This is a genomic window from Ewingella sp. C233, assembly GCF_055407225.1.
The window spans coordinates 1,534,923-1,559,111 of the sequence record NZ_JBUZRI010000001.1; the positions used below are offsets into that span (position 1 = coordinate 1,534,923).

Consider the following 24,189-nt stretch of genomic DNA (forward strand, 5'->3'; position numbering starts at 1 on the left):
TTTCTGCTTTAGTACTGACCCTTTTCAGGGAGTGAAATAATGTCTTCAAATGAGTTTGATTTCTCCGCCGTCATTGACCGTCACGGCACCTGGTGTACCCAGTGGGATTACGTCGCAGACCGCTTTGGCAGCGCCGACTTACTGCCCTTCACTATCTCCGATATGGATTTCGCCACCGCCCCCTGCATTATCCAAGTGCTGCAAAAACGCCTGCAACACGGCGTGCTGGGCTATAGCCGCTGGAAGCACGATGACTTCATCGGCGCTATCGAACACTGGTATCAGCAGCGTTTTAGCAGCCAGATTGACCGCGACATGGTGGTTTACGGCCCGTCGGTAATTTATATGGTGGCGCAGCTGATCCGCCAGTGGACGCAGACGGGCGATGGCGTACTGACTTTTACCCCTGCTTATGATGCATTTTTCAAAGTGGTGGAAGGAAATCAGCGTGACATCATCGCCTGTCCGCTGGATAAAAACGGCAATGACTGGACGCTGAACGCGCCTCTGCTGGAACAACAGCTGGCTCAACCGCAATGCACACTGTTGCTGCTGTGCAGCCCGCATAACCCGACCGGCAAAGTCTGGACGCGCAGCGAACTGACGCTTATCGCTGAACTTTGCGAACGCCATCAGGTACGCGTAGTCAGCGATGAGATCCACATGGATATGGTCTGGGGCGACAATAAACATACGCCCTGGAATGACGTAGCACGCGGGGAATGGGCCTTGCTGACCTCAGGCTCGAAAAGCTTCAATATACCGGCGCTGACCGGCGCTTACGGGCTGATCAGCGATAAAAACCAGCGTGAAGCCTATCTGCATCAGCTCAAAGCCTGCGACGGTCTTTCCTCTCCGGCCGTACTGGCGGTATTGGCACACGTTTCGGCCTACCGTGAAGGTGATATCTGGCTTGATGCCCTGCGTGAATATCTGCAAGATAACCTGCGCTATGTGGCTGACCAACTGAATGCCGCCTTCCCGCAGTTGAACTGGCAACCACCGCAGTCTACCTATCTGGCCTGGATTGATCTTCGCCCGCTCGGCATTGATGATAAATTGCTACAGAAAGAGCTGATCGAACATCAGAAAGTCGCCATCATGCCGGGCTATACCTACGGCGTGGAAGGTGAAGGGTTCCTGCGTCTGAACGTCGGTTGCCCTCGTTCGAAAGTGGAGCTGGGCGTAGAGAAATTGATCGCCGGGATCCGGGCTTTACAGTAAGTCATTTTGACGGGCGCAGCCTCTGCGCCCGTATCGCGCCCCTCTTCTTGCGCAAAATAAAACTCAATCGCTTTATTTTTACGCATTTGTTGCGCAACACAATTTCCCCAAATCTCTTCCAACCGTTATAATGCCCCGCACTTTTCTAACGATAATGAGTGCACCCCATGATTGATTCTCGCCTTCCTCTGACTGACATTCATCGCCACCTTGATGGCAACATCCGCGCTCAGACTATTCTCGACTTAGGCCGCCAGTTTAATCTCGCCCTGCCTGCCAGTGAAATTGAAGCCCTGCGCCCGCACGTACAGGTGATGGAAACCGCACCGGATCTGGTGAGCTTCCTGCAAAAACTCGACTGGGGCGTCAAAGTGCTGGGCGATTTGGATGCCTGCCGCCGTGTCGCACAGGAGAACGTGGAAGATGCGGCCAGAGCCGGTCTGCACTACACCGAACTGCGCTTCTCGCCTTATTACATGGCGATGACCCACAAGCTGCCGGTGGCAGGCGTAGTGGAAGCGGTGATTGAAGGTATTCGTTTGGGTCAGAAAACCCATAATATCGATGTGCGCCTGATTGGTATCCTGAGCCGTACTTTCGGCGAGGCCGCCTGTTTACAGGAGCTGGACGGTCTGCTGGCGCATCGCGACGGCATCACCGCCCTTGATCTGGCGGGTGATGAACTCGGTTTCCCGGGCAGTCTGTTCCTCAACCATTTCAATAAAGCACGTGACGCAGGCTGGCGCATTACCGTGCATGCCGGTGAAGCGGCTGGACCGGAAAGTATCTGGCAGGCTATCCGTGAACTGGGTGCAGAGCGAATCGGCCACGGCGTAAAAGCCGCGGAAGATACCGAACTGATGGATTTCCTGGCGAAACACCAGATTGGCGTGGAATCCTGTCTGACCTCAAACATCCAGACCAGCACCGTCTCCTCACTGGAGAATCACCCGCTGGCAGTGTTCCTGCGTCACGGCGTGCTGGCCTCTATCAACACCGATGACCCGGCGGTTCAGGGTATCGAAATTGAGCACGAGTATCGCGTTGCGGCACCGGCAGCCGGGCTGACCACCGCAGAGATCCGTCAGGCGCAGGAAAACGGCCTGACGATGGCGTTTTTGAGTCATGCTGAGAAAGACGCGATCCGCGCTAAAGTGAAAGGGTAATTCAGTCAAAGGGCGCAGCGAATGCTGCGCCCCTGATATACAACGTTTTCAGCAGGTAGAAAGTGTGCCTGCTATTTTTTCAGCTGTTGCCATTTCAAATCGTTTGTTCCCACCACCTGCGGGTCACGCACGCATTGTAAAACCACGCTGTCTGCGGTCACTACCGACCCTTCGCTGTAACTTTTATTGTTGTAAATACAGCAACGGTGGCAGGTCGGCGCGCTGTTCTGATTATTCGCACCGCTGTTATCCCAGATTTGTGGCGGCAACGGCACCACGACGTCCGTACTGTTTCCGCTCAGCCCGGCGCGGTTTGCCATCGCCGGGGCAGCCAGCAGGGAGGAACTGACCAGCATTGTCATTATCAATTTATTCATCATGTGTCGCTTCCTTCCCTTTGGGCGTTGCCTTGCGGCGTTTGGGTGCACTTTTGGCGCTTTTCGCGCCGGTAGCCGCTTTGCCAGCCCCCGCCGGTTTAGACGGAATGGTGCGAAATGCTGACGAAACGCGGTTGTTTTTAGCCTGGACAATCAGGTTCTGTAAGGTCGCGACCAGAGGTTGCATGAAATCCTGATAGCGACAGTTTTTCTCGCTGATACGGGTAAGGCTCGACTCCCAGTCAGCGGTCATGTCTGGCCTGCCCGCGATATCTGGCAGCGAATGAATCAAAGCTCGCCCGGTATCGCTGGAGTGAATATAGCGCCCTTTTTTGTACAAAAATTCACGGCGGAACAGTAATTCAATGATCCCGGCTCGGGTCGCTTCGGTACCGAGACCATCGGTAGCTCGCAGGATTTTTTTCAGCTCCTTATCCTGCACGAAACGCGCGATACCGGTCATCGCTGATAGCAAGGTGGCATCGGTAAAGGGTCGCGGCGGCTGAGTCTGACGCTCAACCACTTCACCTCTTTCGCACAACAGTTCGTCACCTTTGGCCACCACCGGCAGCGGCGTACCTTCATTCTCTTCGTCCCGCTCTTTACTGCCGAGCATAGTGCGCCATCCGGCTTCCGCCAGAAAACGTGCCTTGGCGATAAATTTGCCCCCGGCAATATCCAAATCAATCACGCATTTGCGGAACACCGCATCCGGGCAGAACTGCATCAGGTACTGGCGTGCCACCAGGTTATAAATTTTTTGCTCATCGTCGGTCAGATTTACTTTGCTGCTGCGCGCTGTCGGAATGATAGCGTGGTGGGCATCGACCTTTTTGTCGTCCCAGCAGCGGTTGCGCCGGTCAGTGTCGACGGTCGGTTGCGGCAGTAAATCCGGCTGATGAATGCTGATTGCATTGAACACGGCGTGACGCCCGGCGAAATGCTCGTCAGGGAGATATCGGCTGTCAGAGCGCGGATACGTAATCAATTTGTGCGTTTCGTACAAACGCTGGCAGATATCCAGTATTTGCTGGGCACTGAGGCCGAAGGCTTTCGAGCCTTCAATCTGTAAAGCTGAGAGGGAAAATGGCAGCGGTGCGGTGTCATTTTCACGCTTGTCATTATAGCCTGTGACCAGCGCGGGCTGCCCGGCGATGCGCGCTACCACGTGGTCGGCCAGCGGACGATGGAGTAAGCGCCCCTCTTCATCCTGATAGGGTTCACAGGAGTCGCTCGGCTGCCATAGCGCGATGAAACGCTCGTCGGCAGGCGTCACGATGTGCGCTTTCACTTCGAAATAATCTTTCGCGATGAAATTTTCAATATCTTCATCGCGGCGCACCACCAGACCCAGCACCGGCGTCTGAACGCGGCCAACCGACAGCACGCCGTTGTATCCTGCATTGCGCCCGAGAATGGTATAGGCGCGAGTCATGTTGATGCCATACAGCCAGTCGGCGCGGGAGCGCGCCAGCGCCGACACGCACAGCGGAATAAAGTCACGGTTATCACGCAGGCGATCAATCGCCCGCTCAACGGCCTGCGGGTTGAGATCGTTAATCAAGCAGCGCTGCGTGGCGTGACGTTTTTCCGGCGTGAGTTCGAGATAATCCAGCACCTCATCTACCAGCAGTTGTCCTTCGCGATCCGGGTCACCGGCATGTACCACCTGACTGGCTTCCAGCAGCAGCTTTTTGATCACGTTGAGTTGCTTGGCGACGGAAGAACGCGGCTGAAGCTGCCATTTTTCGGGAATAATGGGGAGATCATTGAGCGTCCAGCGCGCATAGCGGCTGTCATAGGCGTCAGGCTGGGCCTGTTCCAGTAAGTGGCCGACGCACCAGGTGACGACCTGATCGTTGCCGCAGGCAATAAAACCGTCTCCGCGGCGATGCGGTTTTGGCAGCACATCGGCGATAGCGCGGGCAAGGCTGGGTTTTTCGGCAATAAACAAACGCATCAGGTGGCACCCTTCGCTGACAGGCGCGGCCGCACCTTTTTCATTGCCTTAATGATCATTATCCCTTCCTTTGTTCGCAGCATCGTCTGGTTGCAGGTAGGACTATGTTAGCTGCTGGCGAGGTAATTGGTAAGTCAGGAAGGTGTCAGGAGCCGCATGGCCGCTCACAAAGTCGACGAATAACCGGTTTATCGGATTTATTCCCGTTAAACCGGTGAATTTCTGGACGTTAACCGGCCTAGAAATAGCTAACGAAAGCGCTGCTGTCGGCGGGAATAATCTGGGTGCTGGATTTCAGCTGCGGCGTGCCGAGATAGAGGAAACCGACAATTTTATCATTCGGACCACATTTGAAAGCCTGACGTACAGTGGCGTGATCGGTCCACGCACCGGTGCGCCAGATACCGTTAAAGCCCTGTGCCAGCGCAGCCATTTGCATGGCCTGCACCGCACAACCGGCGGACAGCAGCTGTTCCCACTGTGGCACTTTCGGGCTCTCTTTGCAGGCGGCAATAATCGTGATGATTTGTGGCGCGCGCAGCGGTGCCTGTGTGGCTTTCTCGATAGCCTTCTCATCCGCGCCATCTTTGATGGCCGCAGCCCGCAGTAATTCGCTGAAACGCACCAGACCGTCATTTTCAGCGATCACAAATCGCCATGGCTGGAGAGCACCGTGATCAGGTGCCCGCATACCGGCGTTGATGATATTTTGCAGCACTTCGCCAGACGGCGCGGGTTCTGCCAGACGGGAAGCCGAACGGCGGTTCAGTAATAAGTCCAGAGCATCCATAAAACTCTCCTTAAAGAACATCTGATAATGATAGGCATTTACTTTACGTTAACATAGGCGTGCCGCGTTTTACCAACCGCAGGTGCTGACGCGGTTACGGCGGTATAACGCTGCAACGCAGTGCGATTGGTAAATTCTGACATGATTTAAAGCTGACATTTTCCCGGCGGGTCATTAGGATAGCGATACTTTTCCCGTCTTGTTGGAGAGACCATGCGCACATTGTGGCGAATTATCGCCGGTTTTTTTAAGTGGACCTGGCGTCTTCTTAATTTCGTCAGAGAGTTTATTCTCAACGTATTCCTGATCCTGATCATTCTGGTCGGTGTCGGCATCTATTTTTCATTTCAGGACAAACCGGCTGACACCACCCAAGGTGCGCTGCTGGTTGACCTTAGCGGTACGGTCGTGGACAAACCGTCCGTCAATAATAAAGTGCGCCAATGGGGCCGCGAGCTGCTGGGCACCTCCAGTAACCGCTTGCAAGAAAACTCCCTGTTTGATCTGGTCGATACCATCCGTCAGGCCAAAGATGACAAAAATATCACCGGCATGGTGTTACAGCTGACCGACTTTACCGGCACCGACCAGACGTCGTTGCAGTACATCGGTAAAGCGCTGCGAGAGTTCCGTGATTCCGGCAAGCCCATTTATGCCATCAATGACAGCTACGATCAGTCACAATATTATCTCGCAAGTTATGCTAATAAAATTTACCTGTCGCCTCAGGGTGCGGTCGATCTGCACGGCTTCGCGACCAATAATCTTTATTACAAGTCGTTGCTCGAAAAGCTGAAAGTCACCACCAATATCTTCCGCGTCGGGACGTACAAATCCGCCGTTGAGCCGTTGATTCGTGATGATATGTCCCCTGCTGCCCGCGATGCTGACAGCCGCTGGATTGGCGGACTGTGGGGTAACTATCTCAATACGGTGTCCGCTAACCGTCAGATCACGCCTGAGCAACTGTTCCCGGGTGCTGCTGGTGTGCTGGCGGGTATGCAGAAAACCGGTGGTGATATGGCGCAGTACGCGCTGGACAGCAAACTGGTGGACGCGCTGGCTTCACGCCCTGAAGCAGAAAGCGAGATGGTGAAAGCCTTTGGCTGGAACAAGAAATCCAAAGACTTTAACTTCACCAGTATTTATGACTATTCGCCGAAACCTAAGCCAGACAACAACGATCCACAGATCGCGGTGATCTTCGCCAATGGCGCGATCAATGACGGTGAAGAACAGCCGGGTGCAGTCGGTGGTGATACCACGGCCCAGCAAATTCGTGATGCCCGTCTGGATCCGAAAATCAAAGCCATTATCTTGCGTGTCAACAGCCCTGGCGGCAGCGTCAGCGCCTCTGAAGTGATCCGTTCTGAACTGGTCGCCGCACGCGCTGCCGGTAAACCTGTTGTCGTTTCAATGGGCGGCATGGCGGCTTCTGGCGGGTATTGGATCTCGACGCCGGCGAACTACATTATCGCCAGCCCGAGCACACTGACCGGTTCTATCGGTATCTTTGGCGTGATCAATACCTACCAGAACACGCTGGATAATTTTGGGGTGCATACCGATGGCGTAGCTACCTCGCCGCTGGCAGATATTGCGTCAACCAAAGCGCTGCCGCCGGAGTTCTCGCAGATGATGCAGATGAACATCGAGAACGGTTATAAAAACTTCATCGGTCTGGTGGCTAAGGCACGTAATAAGACACCAGAACAGATTGATGAAATTGCTCAGGGCCACGTATGGATAGGCAGCGATGCCAAAAACAACGGCCTGGTCGATCAGCTTGGTGATTTCGATGACGCCGTGAAGAAAGCCGCGGAACTGGCGAAAGTGTCAAAATGGCAACTGAACTGGTACGTCAGCGAGCCAAGCCTGACCGATATGGTGTTCTCACAAGTCAGCGCTTCAGCACATGCGATGCTACCTGCGGCGGTTCAGGCTTACCTGCCTGCCCCGGTCAGCAAAATGGCGCTGGAGCTTAAATCCCAGGCTGACCTGTTCAATAACATGAACGATCCGCAAAACCGTTATGCCCTGTGCCTGACCTGCGGTGATGTGAAATAACTGTTAGTCGGTAATCTGTTAAGCCCGGTGATTCATTAGAAATGATTCCCCGGGCTTTTTTATTTTGAGACGCAGGCGCAGATGCCTTTATACTTCAGCTCATCATGCACGTGTCTTTTCAACCCAAAGAATCCTGTTAATGACCAAAAAATCTATCTACGTCGCTTATACCGGCGGCACCATCGGTATGCAGCGCTCTGAGAACGGCTATATTCCTGTTTCAGGGCACTTACAGCGCCAGCTGGCTTTAATGCCGGAATTCCACCGCCCCGAGATGCCTGAGTTCACCATTCAGGAATATGCGCCGCTGATGGACTCTTCCGACATGACGCCGGAAGACTGGCAGCACATCGCCGATGATATTCTGGCGCATTACGACCAGTACGATGGCTTTGTCATTCTGCACGGTACTGACACCATGGCATTCACGTCTTCAGCACTCTCTTTCATGCTGGAGAATCTTGGTAAGCCGGTCATTGTGACAGGGTCACAAATCCCACTTGAAGCACTGCGTTCCGACGGACAAATCAACCTGCTTAACGCCCTGTATATCGCTGCCAATCATCCGGTCAATGAAGTTACCCTGTTTTTTAACAACCGTCTGTATCGCGGTAACCGCTCGACAAAAGCCCATGCCGACGGCTTCGATGCCTTCGCTTCACCAAACCTTGCTCCTCTGCTGGAGGCCGGGATCCATATCCGCCGGTTGTCTACACCGTCGCTGCCGGTCGTGGCCGGGCCGCTGAAAGTGCATGACATCACACCTCAGCCGATTGGCGTCGTGACCATCTATCCCGGCATTTCTGCTGAAGTCGTACAAAACTTTCTCATGCAGCCTGTAAAGGCACTGATTCTGCGCTCTTATGGCGTGGGCAATGCCCCGCAAAAAGGCGATCTGCTGAAGGTGCTCAAAGACGCTTCCGAACGTGGCATCGTGGTAGTCAACCTGACGCAGTGTATTTCTGGCCGCGTGAATATGGGGGGGTATGCTACTGGTAACGCACTGGCGCATGCCGGGGTGATCAGTGGTTTCGATATGACCGTAGAAGCCGCGCTGACCAAGCTGCATTATCTGCTCAGTCAACCGTTGTCTTCGGATGAAATACGCACACTGATGCAGCAAGATCTGCGCGGTGAACTGACCGAATAAGGGAAGCCTGATGAAAAGCGCATTATTGCTGGTCGATCTGCAAAATGATTTCTGTCACGGTGGCTCGCTGGCAGTACAGGATGGTGATGCGGTGATCGCCGTCGCGAATCAGGCTATAGCCCGCTTTCAGGCGCGGGGAATGACTGTAGTGGCTTCTCAGGACTGGCATCCACATAATCATGGCAGTTTTGCGGTGAATGCGTGCGCAGAGCCCTGGACAGCCGGTCACCTCGACGGTCTGCCGCAGGTCTGGTGGCCGGTGCATTGCGTTCAGGAGCAGACCGGCGCGGCGTTTCATCCGCAACTGAACAGTCAGGCTGTCGATTATGTGGTGCGTAAAGGCCAGAACAGCAATATTGACAGCTATAGCGCATTCTTCGATAACGATCACCGTGCTGCAACGACCTTGCATGAGAAGTTGCGTGGCCAGCAGATTGACCGTCTGGTCGTCATGGGGCTGGCCACGGATTACTGTGTGAAATTCACCGTACTTGATGCTCTGGAACTGGGATATCAGGTGGCACTGCTCGAAGAGGGGTGTCGCGGCGTGAATCTGCATCCGCATGACAGCCAAACGGCTATCGGGCAGATGCAGCAGGCAGGCGCAAAAATAATCACCCTGTCTGAACTGGGTTAAACAACTGCCACCACTGATAAGAAATAACAAGAGCGCCACTAATGTGCGCCCTTTTCATTGCTGTTTTTACGTACGGTTACTCAGGTTTGATACGGATTAACGCTTCCTGAGCAAACTGCTGTTTCAGTTCCTGCTTACTTTTCGTGACGATTTGCCCGTCAGTCCCGATGCTCATATGCTGCGCATCCGTATTGTGGCGGGCCTGATACAACATCACCATCTGTAAGCTGTTATCTTTTTGCTCTGGTGTCAGAGCCACACCATCGGGCCATTTACCCAGTTCAACCGCCTGCGCCAGTCGCTGATAAATCTCCGGGGTCATGACACCCACCAACTCATTAATTTCCATCAACAGCTCTCTTCATATCGGCTGATTATTCATCACATGTTGAATAATGGCTGAATCGATTTTGTCGTTTAAATTACAGTTTACTGTAAATCACCCTGCGGTCTTATCACCGTTCTCACCATCGATAAAACTCATCGATGCGGAATTCACACAATAACGGTCACCCGTTGGCTCCGGGCCATCAGGAAAAACGTGACCAAGGTGAGCGTCGCAATTTGAACAGCGAATCTCCACTCTTTCCATATTATGAGTGTTATCAGTCAGATACTTTATTGCGTCGTGTTCGACCGGTTGGTAAAAACTTGGCCAGCCACACCCGGAATCAAACTTGGTGTCGGAGTAAAACAGCGGTGAGTTACACACTAGGCAGTGGTAGATACCATCGCGCGTATTGTGGAGGAGTTTTCCGCTGTACGGACGTTCGGTACCGCGCTCTTGAGTAACATACTTTTGAATTTCAGTCAGTTGTACTGAAGAAATGGGTTCTTTAGAGTCATTGGCCATGGTTATCATTCTCTGCCAGATAGGAAAATCAACTAAAATAACAGTTAATAATAACAAAAAATTAACAACGAGTCTGCCTGTTTTGGCTTAAACTGTATGCCATCGGCGTTAAGTGAAAGTGCCGTGTGACGGCGATCACATATTTATTCTTCATGCACTTTATATTCGGCTATTCATCCCCATGTACTTAATAGCCGATTAAAAAACGGAATGTGCAATATCCGCGCAAAAGTGAGTCTGAGCTTTGACTTACAGCAAGAATTGACACGATTCCGCTTGACGCTCAGCAAGGTTTTTGTAATTTTACAACCAACCTTTTATTCACTAAAAAATAGCTGGTGGAATATATGACTATCAAAGTAGGTATCAACGGTTTTGGCCGTATCGGCCGCATTGTTTTCCGTGCTGCTCAAGAACGTTCTGACATCGAGATCGTAGCAATCAACGATCTGTTAGACGCTGAATACATGGCATACATGCTGAAGTACGACTCAACGCATGGCCGTTTCAACGGCACCGTTGAAGTTAAAGACGGTCATCTGGTTGTTAATGGCAAAACCATCCGTGTTACTGCTGAGCGTGATCCAGCTAACCTGAAATGGAACGAAGTTAACGTTGACGTTGTTGCTGAAGCAACAGGTCTGTTCCTGGACGATGCGACTGCACGTAAACACATTACAGCTGGCGCTAAGAAAGTTGTTCTGACTGGTCCATCTAAAGATGACACCCCTATGTTCGTTATGGGCGTAAACCATAAAGAATATAAAGGTCAGGAAATCGTTTCTAACGCATCTTGCACCACTAACTGCCTGGCACCACTGGCTAAAGTTATCAACGACAACTTCGGTATCGTTGAAGCCCTGATGACCACAGTTCACGCAACGACTGCGACTCAGAAAACTGTTGATGGCCCGTCTCATAAAGACTGGCGCGGCGGCCGCGGCGCGTCTCAGAACATCATCCCTTCTTCTACCGGTGCAGCTAAAGCAGTAGGTAAAGTCATTCCTGCTCTGAACGGTAAACTGACAGGTATGGCGTTCCGTGTTCCTACTCCAAACGTATCTGTAGTTGACCTGACTGCACGTCTGGAAAAAGGCGCGTCTTACAAAGAAATCTGCGCAGTAATTAAAAAAGCAGCTTCTGAAGGCGAACTGAAAGGCGTTCTGGGCTACACCGAAGACGACGTTGTTTCTACCGATTTCAACGGTGAAAAACTGACTTCTGTGTTCGATGCTAAAGCGGGTATCGCGCTGAACGACAACTTTGTGAAACTGGTTGCCTGGTACGATAACGAAACTGGCTACTCAAACAAAGTTCTGGACCTGATTTCACACGTCTCCAAATAATTGGCCGATGTGATGAACTGATTGAAGGGCGACGCTAAGTCGCCCTTTTGCTTTCTGCTCCACAGTAAGCACCAATAAGTCAGTGAAGCAGCCGTTCATCACTGGTCTGGATTTCTAATAAAATCACAGGACCCACCTCATGACCGCAAAACTCTTTACCCTTCCCGTCTTAAAACAGATCACACCGGTTATCAGTCAGCGTCAGATTGATGAATTACCCGTTCTGGTTATTACCCACCCAAAAGTCCGCGCAGCGATCACGCTTCAGGGCGCGCATCTTCTGGCTTATCAGCCTGCTGGCGAAGAGCCCGTACTCTGGATGAGCAGCGAGTCTGCATACAAGACAGGCGTTGCCATTCGTGGTGGTGTGCCAATCTGCTGGCCGTGGTTTGGTCCGGCCGGAAAACCATCGCATGGTTTTGCCCGTAATTTGCCATGGAAACTGACTTCTCACCATGAAGATGAAAACGGTGTAGAGCTGGTGTTAACCCTGAAAGAAAGTGCAGAAACCCGCGAATTATGGCCGCACGACTTCACACTGACGGCACGTTTCCGTCTGGGTAAAGAGTGTCATATTGAGCTGGAATCGACGGGTGATTTTGAAACCACCAGCGCCCTGCACGCCTACTTCAATATTGGCGACATTGATAAAGTGAAAGTGTCCGGTCTGGGCAAAAGCTTCATTGATAAAGTTGACGGCGGGAAAACAGCGCAACAAAACGGTGATTTGACCTTCAGTGGTCAGACTGACCGCATTTTCACCCAGGCAGAAGCGACCAGCCTGATCGTGGATAGCGCACTGAACCGTACACTGGTTATTCAGCATCACCATAACAGCGACGTAGTTGCATGGAATCCGGGCGCTGAGCTCTCTGTCAGCATGAAAGATATGGCTGATGACAGCTACAAAACCATGGTTTGTGTTGAGACAGCGGCTGTCAGCGCACCGCAAAAAAGCACGGCATCAACGCCCGCTAAACTGGGTGTGACCATCAGTCAGCGTTAATAACCAGGGGCACTGCACCACAGATGTACAAATGGGGCGTAATGCCCCATTTTATTACAATAAACGCACCATATTAACGCACTGGTGTATTAGAAGCTGTAAGTCACACCTGTCCACAGAACACCTGTGTAGGATTTATCGACCATCGGACTGTCTTTTACTTCACTTGCTAAACGAATATAACGACCGGTGAAGAAGCCTTGCCACTGACTGTTAAAGTCATACTTGGCAGACAGCTCTAGATACGGACTGAAGCTATCGTCTGGCGAGTAGGTATTCAAACCACTGCGACGTGACTCATTGCTGCTCACACCATAGTAATATTTGTTCTGGTTGCTGCTGCTCCATGACACACCCACACCTGGGATTAATGCCCAATTATCCTGATGGAATGCATACAGGTACGCCGCATCAGCGACTAAACCATTACTATTATTTAGAACATCACCGTTGAAGGTTGTGCGGATTGTCCCCCACGCTTCATTATGCGAATACGCCAGACCGCCCAACAGAGTTCCACGACGTTTGTCGAGACGCTTCAGTTGAGAATCATCGGTATCATCGGTATTAAACCCAAGCGGAACGTAAGTTGCCGTCAAACTGAATTTGTTTTTGTCATCCTTCCACAGGTAGTAACCGGCGGTCAGAGTATGAAAATAAAAATCATCGCCTTCATAGCTGATAATCGGTACAGGATAGACTTTGGTGTTATAGCCTTTGTACGGACTGGTATCAACTAATGCAGATGCGCCCAGCGCCCAGGTACCAGCTGAGGCCGCGTGGCTGAACATGATGGCAGTCGCCGCGATGGACAGAGTTCTGAAATGCGAAGCTTTCATTGTTAATAAATTCCTTAGAGTAAAAACCGCCAATAGTGTAAGCGAAGCTTAATGACTTCGCTTAGCATTTACAGTTGTACTTTTATATTTTGCCCAAGAAAACCAAGACGATCGCATAATTTATATGCAAAGTATGAAATAAAAATGACTAAAAGAATTTCATCACCCGCCCAGCCCACGTCCTGCAAGGCTTCAAAGTAGAATTCCCTTAAGTGAGTCATTGATATGTCTTAAAAAATGGGAGGACGGTAGAGGAAATTTTTGTAATGCCAAACTACGCTTATTAATAGATGAAAGACTCCACCTGAGGCGCTTCCCTACCCGCGGATATCAGGCAGACCATTCTATTTGCGTTCTGCCAGTCCAAAAAATGGGTTTCTGCAAGTTGGCATAAGGGTTGCTGTACTGAGATGGGGAGCTTTCCTCCGGGAGCAGATAGATTCCTAACGCTCTCATTTACCTGTGCTAATAACGAAGGACGGGCATCGTATGAACATATTTGACCACTATCGCCAGCGCTATGAGGCTGCCAAGGACGAAGAGTTCACACTTCAGGAATTCCTTACCATTGCTAAGCAGGATCGCAGTGCGTACGTAAACGCTGCAGAACGTCTGCTAATGGCAATCGGTGAACCAGTGATGGTAGATACCGCGCTTGAACCACGCCTGTCGCGTTTATTCTCTAACCGGGTTGTCGCCCGTTATCCTGCGTTTGAAGAGTTTTACGGTATGGAAGATGCTATCGAACAGATAGTTTCCTACTTGAAACACGCCGCGCAGGGACTGGAAGAAAAGAAACAAATCCTCTATTTACTGGGCCCGGTGGGCGGTGGTAAATCCTCCCTGGCTGAACGCCTGAAAGCCCTGATGCAACGTGTTCCTATCTACGTGCTGAGTGCTAATGGTGACCGCAGTCCGGTGAACGATCACCCGCTTTGCCTGTTCAACCCACAGGAAGATGCCACTATTCTTGAAAAAGAGTACAACATCCCTACCCGCTATCTTGGCACCATCATGTCGCCGTGGGCCGCCAAACGTCTGCACGAATTCGGCGGGGATATCACCAAATTCAAAGTCATCAAAGTCTGGCCGTCGATCCTTGAACAAATCGCTATCGCGAAAACTGAACCCGGCGATGAGAACAATCAGGATATCTCTGCGCTGGTGGGTAAAGTGGATATCCGTAAACTGGAGAACCACGCGCAAAACGATCCCGATGCTTACGGTTATTCCGGTGCGCTGTGCCGAGCCAACCAAGGGGTGATGGAATTCGTCGAGATGTTCAAAGCACCGATCAAAGTCCTCCATCCGTTGCTGACAGCAACGCAGGAAGGTAACTACAACGGTACCGAGGGGATCTCTGCCCTGCCGTTTAACGGTATTATTCTGGCGCACTCCAACGAATCTGAGTGGGTGACGTTCCGTAATAATAAGAATAATGAAGCCTTCCTCGACCGCGTTTATATCGTCAAAGTGCCTTACTGCTTACGGGTGTCGGAAGAGATGAAAATCTACGACAAACTGCTCAGCAATAGTGAACTGGTACATGCCCCTTGTGCGCCGGGAACACTTGAAACGCTGGCGCGTTTCTCTATTCTGTCCCGACTGAAAGTCCCGGAAAACTCCAGTAGCTATTCCAAAATGCGGGTGTATGACGGCGAAAGCCTGAAAGACACTGACCCTAAAGCCAAGTCGTATCAGGAATATCGCGACTACGCAGGGGTGGATGAAGGGATGAATGGCCTGTCGACACGTTTTGCCTTCAAAATTCTGTCGCGGGTATTCAACTTCGACCACGCCGAAGTGGCGGCTAACCCGGTTCATCTGTTCTATGTGCTGGAACAGCAGATTGAGCGCGAGCAGTTCCCGCAGGACATCGCGGAAAAATACCTCGAACACCTGAAAGGTTATCTGATCCCGAAATATGCTGAATTTATTGGCAAAGAGATTCAGACCGCCTATCTGGAATCCTATTCAGAATACGGACAAAACATTTTCGACCGTTATGTTACGTACGCTGATTTCTGGATACAGGATCAGGAATACCGTGACCCAGACACCGGCCAGTTGTTTGACCGTGAAGCGCTGAATGCCGAGCTGGAAAAAATCGAGAAACCGGCCGGGATCAGCAATCCGAAAGACTTCCGCAACGAGATCGTGAACTTCGTGTTACGTGCCCGTGCGCAAAACAGCGGCCGCAATCCGAACTGGACCAGTTACGAGAAACTGCGCACGGTGATTGAGAAAAAAATGTTCTCAAATACCGAGGAATTACTGCCAGTTATCTCGTTTAACGCCAAAACGTCGACCGATGAGCAGAAGAAACACGATGACTTTGTCGACAGAATGATGGAGAAAGGATATACACGCAAACAGGTTCGTCTGCTGTGTGAATGGTATCTGCGCGTAAGAAAATCCTCATAACAGAGGATCGATGGCAACGTCGTTTGGGGGAAATATGACGTACTTTATTGACCGTCGGCTGAATGGCAAGAATAAAAGCGCGGTTAACCGCCAGCGCTTTTTGCGCCGCTATAAGTCGCAAATCAAACAGTCGATTGCCGAGGCCATTAACAAGCGTTCGGTTACCGACGTGGACAGTGGGGAGTCCGTCTCGATCCCCATTGAAGATATCAACGAGCCTATGTTCCATCAGGGTCGCGGTGGCTTACGTCACCGCGTTCATCCGGGTAATGATCACTTCGTGCAGAATGACCGTATCGAGCGTCCGCCAGGTGGAGGTGGCGGCGGTAGCGGTCAGGGCGACGCCAGTAAAGATGGTGAAGGTCAGGATGAGTTCTCATTCCAGATTTCCAAAGACGAATACCTTGATCTGCTTTTCGAAGATCTGGCGCTGCCTAATCTGCAAAAAAACCAGTACCGGCAGCTGACCGAATATAAAACCCACCGTTCCGGGTATACCTCCAACGGTGTACCGGCGAATATTAGTGTTGTCCGCTCACTGCAAAACTCCCTTGCCCGCCGCACCGCGATGACCGCAGGGAAAAAACGGGAGTTGCGCGCACTGGAATCCACACTAAGTGATGTGGAGAACAGTGAGCCTGCGCAACTGTTGGAAGAGGAACGGCTGCGCAAAGAGATTGCCGAGTTGCGGCAAAAAATCGCCAAAACGCCGTTTATCGACACCTTCGATTTACGCTACAAAAATTATGAACGTCGCCCAGAGCCTTCCAGCCAGGCGGTGATGTTCTGTCTGATGGACGTCTCTGGCTCCATGGATCAGGCAACCAAAGATATGGCCAAGCGTTTCTATATTTTGCTCTATCTGTTCCTGAGCAGAACCTATAAGAACGTGGACGTGGTCTACATCCGTCACCATACGCAGGCTAAAGAAGTGGATGAACAGGAGTTCTTCTACTCGCAGGAAACCGGCGGCACCATTGTGTCGAGCGCGCTTAAACTGATGGATGAAGTGATTCAGGAGCGCTATGACCCGGCAGTATGGAATATTTATGCCGCGCAGGCATCCGATGGCGATAACTGGGCTGATGATTCGCCGTTGTGTCACCAGGTTCTTGCGCAGAAACTGCTGCCGATGGTGCGTTATTACAGTTACATCGAAATAACCCGCCGTGCTCACCAGACGTTATGGCGCGAGTATGAAGTCTTGCAGGAGAAGTTCGGCAATTTTGCCATGCAACATATCCGCGAACCGGAAGATATTTACCCGGTATTTCGTGAATTATTCCATAAGCAGACGGTCGAGAATTAAACCTTATTTTTAGTGCAGGTTTGAGTTTAAAAAAATATTCCGATCTTTAAAACAAAAAGCCAGCTGGTTATCAGCTGGCTTTTTTTTCACTTCATATTGCGCAAACCGCACAGGGAATGAAATTACATTCCGTAAACCAAGTTAATCGAGGTCACTGTATCGGTTTTATCCGGCGCGCTGGCTGGCGGCTGGGTGTTATAGGTCACGTCATAAGCCAGTTTCAGCGAGAAATGACTGTTGATCGCCACTTTCAACGCAGTTTCTGAGTTGTAAGTGGTTTCATCATTCGCTAATACAGAGAAGGCTTGAGTGAACTGAGCCGTATCACTGATTTTATAGCCATAAACGCCTGAGCCATAAGCCAGAGCACGTGTCTTGTTTCCGCCCTGCTCAAACTCATCGTGACGAACACCCGGACCCGCTTCCAGATTCAGCGTATGTACCGGACCGCTCCAGATCTGGCGACCATAACCTATTGTCCCGACATCACGCGCGCGGTAACCATTGTAACGATCGCTCAGCCAGCTTCCCTGACCAAAGATGTAGTTACTGTCATCGAGGTTGTAACGGCTACGGGCACCGGCCTGATACTTCTCAGAAGAACGCACACCTGATGACGATGTATTACGGGCTGAACCCCAGATACTGTTAGCAGTATTGGTGTTGAACCAGGTCATGGTGGTGTCTGCACTCAGAGATGAGTTACTGGTGTTACCGGTTTGCGCCGTGTAACCCGCCTGAATGTTGCCTTCGAAAGGCTTTTTAGCCGTGGACGGATCGTCCAGTGCGGTAAAAATGGTGGTGTCTGCAAGGCTTGAGATACTGAATAACGCTGCACCGCACACTACGGCGTAAGCGGGTAAACGACGTACAACCTGAAAAAACATTTTGCTTCCCCAATGGACTTAAGGCAAATAACACGCACTGACGTTAGCGCTTTACTCAAATTAATAGCACTCATCGAAATAACTCTGCCCTTTATTAAGTTCCCTTAATCAAGCCTGGCAACTCCCTTCGATGACACACGGACTCATTCCAACAATAAAAACTCGAACAAATATACAGCACCTTGAGGCCAATATCCTTTTAAAACGGGACTTTTTAGACTGTTCCGAGTGACAGTTATTTTCTGAAAAGAAAACAACCGCAATCCTTACACTGCCCTTACCCGTTCTTTAGCATCAGCCCGGATACAGCCTGACAGGCTTATTTCGCCGCTTTCACTGTGCAGATTTCGGCCGAACCCTCAGCGCCTTCTTGTCCTTTTCGGCGCAGCGAGTTAGCTTTAGACCAGTTGATAACATCTTATTGCACCGCGAGGTCCTCGCAGGTTGCCTTCAGGAGGAGTGGTCATGGCTTTACAACAAGAGATTATTCAGGCTCTGCACGTTAAACCTCACATCGATGCTGCACAGGAAGTTCGCGTTAGCGTCGATTTTCTAAAAAATTACCTGCTGGCCCACCCCTTTATCAAATCACTGGTACTGGGCATCAGCGGCGGGCAGGATTCTACTCTCACCGGTAAACTTTGCCAAACAGCAATTAGTGAATTACGTGCGGAAACTTCGGACAGCAGCTACCAGTTCATTGCCGTGCGTTTACCTTACGGTGTACAGGCTGACGAATCCGACTGCGTGGACGCCATCGAGTTTATCAAACCTGATCAGGTTCTTACTGTGAATATCAAAGGCGCGGTGCTGGCCAGTGAAGCCACGTTGCGTGAGATTGGGGTAGAATTAAGCGACTTTATCAAGGGTAATGAAAAAGCACGTGAGCGCATGAAAGCCCAGTACAGCATCGCGGGTATAAAGAAAGGCGTTGTGGTCGGCACGGACCACGCAGCAGAAGCAGTAACTGGGTTCTTCACCAAATACGGCGACGGCGGTACTGATATCAATCCGTTATTTCGTCTGAACAAACGTCAGGGTAAAGCCCTTCTGCGTTACCTCGGCTGCCCGGCACATTTATACACCAAAGCACCGACGGCAGATTTGGAAGAGGACCGCCCTTCACTACCAGATGAAGTCGCTCTTGGCGTCACCTACGAGCTGATTGATGATTACCTCGAAGGCAAAAAAATTGATGACAAATCTGCCGCCACCATTGAAGGCTGGTACACCCGCACCGAGCATAAGCGTCAGCCGCCGGTCACAGTGTTTGACGATTTCTGGAAGAAAAAATAACCTCACGCCAAACCACTAAACGTCATGGGCACCACGCTGGTGCCCTTTTTTAATAATTTTATCTCCAACTTTTAACAACCGCTTTCCATCCAGGGATGAAATCATTACCCTTAGCCTCCCTTCGAACACGGACTGTGATGTTTTCTATGCAAAAATTCCTTTTCCTGCTGCTGAGCCTTGTCCTGCTGGGACCATTAGGGATCGATCTTTATCTCCCTGCCATTCCCGCTATCGCCCAGGGATTAAACAGTTCCGACGAGGTGATTCAGTCCTCCATTTCACTGTTCATTCTGGTTATGGGATTAGGTCAGTTGATCGCCGGTCCGCTGGTTGATCGCTTCGGACGCCGCCCGATGGCTATCATCGGCGTGCTGGTCTACCTGATTGGCGCGGCCGTTGCCGCCACCTCCTTAACACCCTTTATGTTTATGCTCTCACGCGTGATTCAGGGGCTTGCCGTCTGCTGTACGTCAGTGGTGATTTTCAGCGGCGTCCGTGACCGCATGAGCGGTAACGATGCGGCGCGTGCCTACGGATTCCTTAACGGTACGCTGAATATTATCCCGGCACTGGCTCCGCTGATTGGCGGACTGATCGCACAGTATTACGGCTGGCGCGCCCCTTTCTGGGCACTGTTCGGTTACGCTATCGCGGTGCTTATCCTGATCCTGTTTAAGCTGCCGGAAACCCGCCCGGCGGACACGCAATCAGGCGGCGCACTGCCGTTTAAGCAATATGCACGAATTTTGCTCAATAAGCGTTTCATTACCTTTGCCGCCGTCAATGCGGGCGCGATGGGGATGGCGCTGACCTATGTCTCACTGGCACCGACGGTACTGATGAGCCAGGCCGGTCTGACACCCTTTGAATTCTCGCTGGTGTTTGGTGCCAACGGCTTCTGGATTATGGCAGTCAGCTTTATTGCCAACCGCATAATTCAGAAAGTGGGCAGACCGCTTTGTCTGGCAACCGGCGGCGTATTGATGTTCATGGGGTGTGCGGGTCTGATAGCCGGTTTAACGATGGTGGCACCCGAAGCGCAGCACGCGACATGGTTGTATATGATGCCGGTTGCCAGCGCCTGTGCCGGCCTGGCATTCCTGATTGGACCGGCCACCAGCTACGCGCTGGAGCCCTTCTCCAATGAAGCAGGCGTGGCATCAGCATTAGTCGGTTCGGTACAGATGACGGGCGGCGCGCTGTTCGGTTTTATTGCGATGGCCCTGCCATTACCACCGAAGCTAAGTCTGGCGCTGGTGATGCTGGCAGGTGGCGTGCTGGCCCTGCTTGCAAGACGGGCCAGTAAGGCGTCAGCGGGCCGCCTGACCCGCCTCGGTTAATTCTATCCTTACTCTATCACTGTGACAGGTACACGGGGCGCGAGCGCGGTCAGCAGCTCGTAGCCCAGCGTACCGGCTGCCGTCGCCACATCATCGACCGGCAGATTCTCCCCCCAAAGCTCGACGACCGAACCGATATCAGCCTGTGGGCAAGGTGTCAGGTCGACCATCATGACATCCATAGCAATCGTCCCCACTGTCACAGTACGCACGCCATCAATCCAGACCGGCGTCCCCGTCGACGCATGACGTGGATAGCCGTCCGCATAACCGCAGGCCACGACACCAATACGGTGCGCCTGTGCAGCGCGATACCGGCCACTGTAACCGACACGGTCACCGGCCAGTAGCGTCTGGCAAGCGATAATCTCACTGCGTAACGTCATTACCGGCTTCAGGCCGCTGTCGGCGATATCCCGCCATTTCCCGCTGGGAGAAGCACCGTATAAAATAATGCCGGGACGAACCCAGTCAGCATGGGTGTGCGGATACCACAACGTCGCCGCCGAATTGGCCAGCGATCGCGGTCCGGCAATGCTTTCCCCGGCAGCCAGAATCTGCTGCATCTGACCGTCAACGCCTTCCGGGCCATCAGCGTGAGCAAAATGGCTCATCAGGGTGATCTCATCAACCTGCGGCAGGGCTTTCAACGTCTGCCATACCGACGCAATACGTGCTGGAGGGAAACCAAACCGGTTCATACCGCTGTTAATTTTCAGGTAAACATTCACCGGCTGGTTGAGTGTGGCATTTTTTAGTGCTTCAATTTGCCAGTCGCTGTGAACTGTTGTGGTCAGGCAATACTGGTCGATCAACGTCAGATCTTGCGGGCTGAAGAACCCTTCCAGCAGCAGGATCGGCCCCCGCCAGCCGGATTCACGCAGCAAAATGGCTTCGTTAAAATCCAGCAAAGCAAAGCCATCCGTAGCGGAAAGACTTTTCCAGATACGGCTGAGACCGTGGCCGTAGGCGTTGGCTTTCACTACCGACCATATCTTGCTGTGCGGCGCAAAACCCCGGATAACCTGAAGATTTTGTGATAATGCAGAAAGTGACAACGTAGCGGAAATCGGGCGAGGCATAGTGACTCCGATAGCACCTCAGGCACATAAAATGCCAGAGGTGAGACAACGAATAGGAAACGGGATTAACCGATCGGATGCATTTTGTGGCTGGTCGGATGCGTTGCCGCAAAGTCCGCACTGTATCGTTCAACAGCCAGATCATCCGCCGGAATCGCCGGTGTCACGCCGGACATAATGTCTGCCAGCAGCTGGCCTGAGCCACAGGCCATGGTCCAGCCCAGCGTCCCGTGACCGGTATTGAGAAACAGATTTTTAATGCGGGTTTTGCCCACAATTGGCGTGCCGTCCGGCGTCATCGGCCGCAGGCCGGTCCAGAAGGTGGCCTGTTCAATGTTGCCACCGTTCGGATAGAGGTCACGAACGACCATTTCCAGCGTTTCGCGCCGCGCTTTTGCCAGCTGAGTATTAAAGCCGACGATTTCTGCCATCCCGCCGACGCGGATACGATCATCAAAACGGGTAATGGCAATTTTATAACTCTCATCGAGCACGGTGGAGTATGGTGCAGAAGCGGGATCGGTTATCGGGATGGTCAGCGAATAGCCTTTCAGCGGGTAGACCGGAATTGAGACTAAATCTTTCAGCAGGGCCGTCGAGTAAGAACCAAAAGCCACCACGTAGGCGTCGCCTATAACGACTTCTGCACCACACTGCACGCCGGTGACCTGGCCGTTTTCTACCAGCAGCTTGTCTACGCTGCGGTTAAATTCAAATACTACACCCGCCTGACGCGCCATCTCAGCCAATTGGCGAGTAAACAGCTGGCAGTCGCCGGTTTCATCATTCGGCAAACGCAGGCCTCCGGTCAGCTTATGCGCTACCTGAGCCAGCGCCGGTTCCACTGTCGCCAACTGACTGGCTTCCAGCAACTGATAAGGCACGCCCGCATCCTGTAAAACTGCAATATCCTTGGACGCGCTTTCAAACTGTTGTGCAGTACGGAAAAGTTGTAACGTCCCGCCCTGACGCCCTTCGTACTGAATACCGGTATCTTCGCGCAGGGCTTTCAGACAGTCGCGGCTGTATTCCGCCAGTCTGACCATGCGGCTTTTGTTAGTCTGGTAGTGATCCATATTGCAGTTGCGCAGCATCTGCCACATCCACTGTAACTGGAAACGGCTGCCATCAAGGCGAATGGCCAGCGGCGCATGGCGCTGGAACATCCATTTAATGGCTTTCAGCGGAACACCCGGAGCGGCCCACGGCGCGGCATAGCCAGGGGAGATCTGCCCGGCATTCCCCGCGCTGGTCTCTTCCGCCGGACCGGCTTGTCTGTCAATGACCGTTACCTGATGTCCGGCTTTCGCCAGATACCAAGCACTGGCGACACCGACGACGCCACTGCCTAAAATTACCACACGCATACTCAACTCCAGTCCAAGGCAATATAAAGCATAATATTCTGTGCACAGGAAATTAACCTGACGGAAGAAAACTGCCAACATCCGTAGTTATAACTGTGACGTAATTCACAATTATTTATCCTCGATCTGAAGATTTTTTTCAATAGTTACTTAAAAATAACAATAACGCGCAACATTCAGGCTATCATCACGGTAAATCAAGAATGTGACTGTCGTGGCAATAATTCTTCTCTGTTCAGCATTAGCGTTTAAAGGCGCATTTTTTTTGTTATTTAACTCTAACTAAAATGCGATTTTGCAGAATAATCATCTAAAAATTGAGTTATTGGAAATATTGTCAGATGGTGTCATGTCGAGAGCCGATTTTACTCCCTTCTAACCCGCCATTGGCTCCATAGCGTTTTAATTCGCACTTGGTGTTGCGTTACCGATCAGGCCATGGCTAACTCCAATCAATACCCCGTTAAACAACCCATTAGGGAGATTTCGATGAGTTTACAGGTTCGTCTTGCAACGCTTGAAGATGCCAAGTCTATCAGCGATTTAGCCATTACCACCTTCCCTATGGCTTGCCCAGTAAGCACTCCTGCCGAAGATATAAAGAACTACATTGCCGATAACCTGCAAGTGGCAAACTTTGAAAATATCCTCAGTTCCGCAAAGAGGAAAATCCACGTTCTCGAAGTAGACGGACGCATTATTGGCTATAGCCTGCTGAATCTTAAACCTGAACCTGTAGGAATTTCGCAGGCGGATGGCATTCCCGAACTAACGCGTTGCTATCTTTTGGCGGAATTTCATGGCGCGGGCCACGCGCAGGAGTTGGTAAAAGCCACCCTGCAAACCGTTTCCGGCGGCGTAAGATTATTGGTCAATGACGAAAATGAACGCGCCTTTAAGTTTTACACTCGCCAAGGGTTTAGCTCTGTCGGAGAAACTTCTTTTTATGTCGGTAAAGACAAGCATCGCGATTTGGTGATGGTAAACGTATAACGCAAAGTGCTTGCCGCCATTTAGCCCTGGACACGGGGGTAAATGGCAAATTTATGTATAGGCGATTGACCGCTAA

21 protein-coding genes are annotated in these 24,189 nt (G+C 51.6%); 12 read left to right on the top strand and 9 right to left on the bottom strand.

Annotated features, from left to right (window positions below; genetic code table 11):
• The first annotated feature begins 39 nt into the window (after positions 1–39).
• Together ACZRKO_RS06915 and add are read left to right on the top strand one after the other, a co-directional pair.
• Positions 40–1,224: a MalY/PatB family protein gene (locus tag ACZRKO_RS06915; RefSeq protein ID WP_463736479.1), complete on the top strand. Its 1,185-nt coding sequence runs from the start codon at positions 40–42 to the stop codon at positions 1,222–1,224.
• A gap of 167 nt (positions 1,225–1,391) precedes the next feature.
• Positions 1,392–2,390, top strand: coding sequence for an adenosine deaminase (gene add / locus ACZRKO_RS06920; RefSeq protein WP_463736480.1), 999 nt, complete (start codon positions 1,392–1,394; stop codon positions 2,388–2,390).
• A gap of 71 nt (positions 2,391–2,461) precedes the next feature.
• Here add and ACZRKO_RS06925 read toward each other — a convergent pair whose 3' ends face one another.
• The 3 genes from ACZRKO_RS06925 to ACZRKO_RS06935 form a co-directional block, all read right to left on the bottom strand.
• A complete protein-coding gene (locus tag ACZRKO_RS06925) occupies positions 2,462–2,770 on the bottom strand; it encodes a DUF1496 domain-containing protein (protein ID WP_463736481.1) in 309 nt (102 codons plus the stop codon).
• Positions 2,760–4,727 (bottom strand): DNA topoisomerase III, encoded by a 1,968-nt coding sequence (locus ACZRKO_RS06930; RefSeq protein ID WP_463736482.1) that lies wholly within the window; start codon positions 4,725–4,727, stop codon positions 2,760–2,762. Before ACZRKO_RS06930 ends, ACZRKO_RS06925 begins: the two co-directional genes overlap by 11 nt.
• 238 nt (positions 4,728–4,965) lie before the next feature.
• Positions 4,966–5,517, bottom strand: coding sequence for an NAD(P)H nitroreductase (locus ACZRKO_RS06935; RefSeq protein WP_463736483.1), 552 nt, complete (start codon positions 5,515–5,517; stop codon positions 4,966–4,968).
• A 213-nt stretch (positions 5,518–5,730) separates the two neighbouring features.
• Between ACZRKO_RS06935 and sppA the strand changes: the two genes are divergently transcribed.
• The 3 genes from sppA (at position 5,731) to pncA (ending at position 9,371) form a co-directional block, all read left to right on the top strand.
• Complete coding sequence (gene sppA, locus ACZRKO_RS06940; protein ID WP_463736484.1) at positions 5,731–7,584, top strand: signal peptide peptidase SppA; 1,854 nt, start codon at positions 5,731–5,733, stop codon at positions 7,582–7,584.
• A 139-nt stretch (positions 7,585–7,723) separates the two neighbouring features.
• On the top strand, positions 7,724–8,734 hold the full coding sequence (ansA, locus tag ACZRKO_RS06945) for an asparaginase (RefSeq protein ID WP_463736485.1): 1,011 nt from the start codon (positions 7,724–7,726) through the stop codon (positions 8,732–8,734).
• Positions 8,735–8,744: 10 nt separating this feature from the next.
• Positions 8,745–9,371 carry a bifunctional nicotinamidase/pyrazinamidase gene (pncA, locus tag ACZRKO_RS06950; protein WP_463736486.1) on the top strand — a complete coding sequence of 209 codons (627 nt, stop codon included), beginning with the start codon at positions 8,745–8,747 and terminating at the stop codon, positions 9,369–9,371.
• A gap of 76 nt (positions 9,372–9,447) precedes the next feature.
• Here pncA and ACZRKO_RS06955 read toward each other — a convergent pair whose 3' ends face one another.
• On the bottom strand, positions 9,448–9,720 hold the full coding sequence (locus ACZRKO_RS06955; RefSeq protein WP_463736487.1) for a YeaC family protein: 273 nt from the start codon (positions 9,718–9,720) through the stop codon (positions 9,448–9,450).
• Between the two features lie 90 nt (positions 9,721–9,810).
• The gene (msrB, locus tag ACZRKO_RS06960; protein ID WP_463736488.1) at positions 9,811–10,224 is read right to left on the bottom strand and encodes a peptide-methionine (R)-S-oxide reductase MsrB; all 414 of its coding nucleotides are present in this window, start codon (positions 10,222–10,224) and stop codon (positions 9,811–9,813) included.
• A 347-nt stretch (positions 10,225–10,571) separates the two neighbouring features.
• Between msrB and gapA the strand changes: the two genes are divergently transcribed.
• Complete coding sequence (gene gapA, locus ACZRKO_RS06965; RefSeq protein ID WP_463736489.1) at positions 10,572–11,570, top strand: glyceraldehyde-3-phosphate dehydrogenase; 999 nt, start codon at positions 10,572–10,574, stop codon at positions 11,568–11,570.
• A 139-nt stretch (positions 11,571–11,709) separates the two neighbouring features.
• On the top strand, positions 11,710–12,576 hold the full coding sequence (locus tag ACZRKO_RS06970; protein ID WP_463736490.1) for a D-hexose-6-phosphate mutarotase: 867 nt from the start codon (positions 11,710–11,712) through the stop codon (positions 12,574–12,576).
• 89 nt (positions 12,577–12,665) lie between these two features.
• On the opposite strand, the gene ACZRKO_RS06975 is transcribed toward ACZRKO_RS06970, so the two are convergent.
• A complete protein-coding gene (locus ACZRKO_RS06975; RefSeq protein WP_463736491.1) occupies positions 12,666–13,415 on the bottom strand; it encodes a MipA/OmpV family protein in 750 nt (249 codons plus the stop codon).
• Positions 13,416–13,904: 489 nt separating this feature from the next.
• Here ACZRKO_RS06975 and yeaG point away from each other — a divergent pair, with 489 nt between their 5' ends.
• Together yeaG and ACZRKO_RS06985 are read left to right on the top strand one after the other, a co-directional pair.
• The gene (yeaG, locus tag ACZRKO_RS06980) at positions 13,905–15,839 is read left to right on the top strand and encodes a protein kinase YeaG (protein ID WP_463736492.1); all 1,935 of its coding nucleotides are present in this window, start codon (positions 13,905–13,907) and stop codon (positions 15,837–15,839) included.
• 34 nt (positions 15,840–15,873) lie between these two features.
• A complete protein-coding gene (locus ACZRKO_RS06985) occupies positions 15,874–17,148 on the top strand; it encodes a YeaH/YhbH family protein (RefSeq protein ID WP_463737497.1) in 1,275 nt (424 codons plus the stop codon).
• 122 nt (positions 17,149–17,270) lie between these two features.
• Here ACZRKO_RS06985 and ACZRKO_RS06990 read toward each other — a convergent pair whose 3' ends face one another.
• Complete coding sequence (locus tag ACZRKO_RS06990) at positions 17,271–18,035, bottom strand: DUF481 domain-containing protein (RefSeq protein ID WP_463736493.1); 765 nt, start codon at positions 18,033–18,035, stop codon at positions 17,271–17,273.
• A gap of 465 nt (positions 18,036–18,500) precedes the next feature.
• Here ACZRKO_RS06990 and nadE point away from each other — a divergent pair, with 465 nt between their 5' ends.
• Together nadE and ACZRKO_RS07000 are read left to right on the top strand one after the other, a co-directional pair.
• Entirely contained in the window at positions 18,501–19,331 is an 831-nt protein-coding gene (gene nadE, locus ACZRKO_RS06995) for an ammonia-dependent NAD(+) synthetase (protein ID WP_463736494.1), read from the top strand.
• Between the two features lie 146 nt (positions 19,332–19,477).
• Entirely contained in the window at positions 19,478–20,671 is a 1,194-nt protein-coding gene (locus tag ACZRKO_RS07000; RefSeq protein ID WP_463736495.1) for a multidrug effflux MFS transporter, read from the top strand.
• An 8-nt stretch (positions 20,672–20,679) separates the two neighbouring features.
• Here the strand turns inward: ACZRKO_RS07000 and dadX are convergent, their stop codons facing one another.
• Both dadX and ACZRKO_RS07010 read right to left on the bottom strand, forming a co-directional pair.
• Positions 20,680–21,753: a catabolic alanine racemase DadX gene (gene dadX / locus ACZRKO_RS07005; protein ID WP_463736496.1), complete on the bottom strand. Its 1,074-nt coding sequence runs from the start codon at positions 21,751–21,753 to the stop codon at positions 20,680–20,682.
• 65 nt (positions 21,754–21,818) lie between these two features.
• Positions 21,819–23,120 carry a D-amino acid dehydrogenase gene (locus ACZRKO_RS07010; protein WP_463736497.1) on the bottom strand — a complete coding sequence of 434 codons (1,302 nt, stop codon included), beginning with the start codon at positions 23,118–23,120 and terminating at the stop codon, positions 21,819–21,821.
• Between the two features lie 489 nt (positions 23,121–23,609).
• Here ACZRKO_RS07010 and ACZRKO_RS07015 point away from each other — a divergent pair, with 489 nt between their 5' ends.
• Positions 23,610–24,113 carry an N-acetyltransferase family protein gene (locus ACZRKO_RS07015; protein ID WP_463736498.1) on the top strand — a complete coding sequence of 168 codons (504 nt, stop codon included), beginning with the start codon at positions 23,610–23,612 and terminating at the stop codon, positions 24,111–24,113.
• Positions 24,114–24,189: the final 76 nt, after the last annotated feature.

What these genes read in the sequence shown, in the direction of transcription:
- ACZRKO_RS06935 (WP_463736483.1), bottom strand. Translation starts at nt 5,517, where the DNA reads ATGGATGCTCTGGACTTATTACTGAACCGCCGTTCGGCTTCCCGTCTG.
- add (WP_463736480.1), top strand. Translation starts at nt 1,392, where the DNA reads ATGATTGATTCTCGCCTTCCTCTGACTGACATTCATCGCCACCTTGAT.
- sppA (WP_463736484.1), top strand. Translation starts at nt 5,731, where the DNA reads ATGCGCACATTGTGGCGAATTATCGCCGGTTTTTTTAAGTGGACCTGG.
- yeaG (WP_463736492.1), top strand. Translation starts at nt 13,905, where the DNA reads ATGAACATATTTGACCACTATCGCCAGCGCTATGAGGCTGCCAAGGAC.
- ACZRKO_RS06955 (WP_463736487.1), bottom strand. Translation starts at nt 9,720, where the DNA reads ATGGAAATTAATGAGTTGGTGGGTGTCATGACCCCGGAGATTTATCAG.
- ACZRKO_RS06985 (WP_463737497.1), top strand. Translation starts at nt 15,874, where the DNA reads ATGACGTACTTTATTGACCGTCGGCTGAATGGCAAGAATAAAAGCGCG.
- pncA (WP_463736486.1), top strand. Translation starts at nt 8,745, where the DNA reads ATGAAAAGCGCATTATTGCTGGTCGATCTGCAAAATGATTTCTGTCAC.
- ACZRKO_RS06975 (WP_463736491.1), bottom strand. Translation starts at nt 13,415, where the DNA reads ATGAAAGCTTCGCATTTCAGAACTCTGTCCATCGCGGCGACTGCCATC.
- msrB (WP_463736488.1), bottom strand. Translation starts at nt 10,224, where the DNA reads ATGGCCAATGACTCTAAAGAACCCATTTCTTCAGTACAACTGACTGAA.
- ACZRKO_RS06925 (WP_463736481.1), bottom strand. Translation starts at nt 2,770, where the DNA reads ATGATGAATAAATTGATAATGACAATGCTGGTCAGTTCCTCCCTGCTG.
- ACZRKO_RS07000 (WP_463736495.1), top strand. Translation starts at nt 19,478, where the DNA reads ATGCAAAAATTCCTTTTCCTGCTGCTGAGCCTTGTCCTGCTGGGACCA.
- ansA (WP_463736485.1), top strand. Translation starts at nt 7,724, where the DNA reads ATGACCAAAAAATCTATCTACGTCGCTTATACCGGCGGCACCATCGGT.
- ACZRKO_RS06930 (WP_463736482.1), bottom strand. Translation starts at nt 4,727, where the DNA reads ATGCGTTTGTTTATTGCCGAAAAACCCAGCCTTGCCCGCGCTATCGCC.
- ACZRKO_RS06990 (WP_463736493.1), bottom strand. Translation starts at nt 18,035, where the DNA reads ATGTTTTTTCAGGTTGTACGTCGTTTACCCGCTTACGCCGTAGTGTGC.
- ACZRKO_RS06915 (WP_463736479.1), top strand. Translation starts at nt 40, where the DNA reads ATGTCTTCAAATGAGTTTGATTTCTCCGCCGTCATTGACCGTCACGGC.
- nadE (WP_463736494.1), top strand. Translation starts at nt 18,501, where the DNA reads ATGGCTTTACAACAAGAGATTATTCAGGCTCTGCACGTTAAACCTCAC.
- ACZRKO_RS07010 (WP_463736497.1), bottom strand. Translation starts at nt 23,120, where the DNA reads ATGCGTGTGGTAATTTTAGGCAGTGGCGTCGTCGGTGTCGCCAGTGCT.
- dadX (WP_463736496.1), bottom strand. Translation starts at nt 21,753, where the DNA reads ATGCCTCGCCCGATTTCCGCTACGTTGTCACTTTCTGCATTATCACAA.
- ACZRKO_RS07015 (WP_463736498.1), top strand. Translation starts at nt 23,610, where the DNA reads ATGAGTTTACAGGTTCGTCTTGCAACGCTTGAAGATGCCAAGTCTATC.
- gapA (WP_463736489.1), top strand. Translation starts at nt 10,572, where the DNA reads ATGACTATCAAAGTAGGTATCAACGGTTTTGGCCGTATCGGCCGCATT.
- ACZRKO_RS06970 (WP_463736490.1), top strand. Translation starts at nt 11,710, where the DNA reads ATGACCGCAAAACTCTTTACCCTTCCCGTCTTAAAACAGATCACACCG.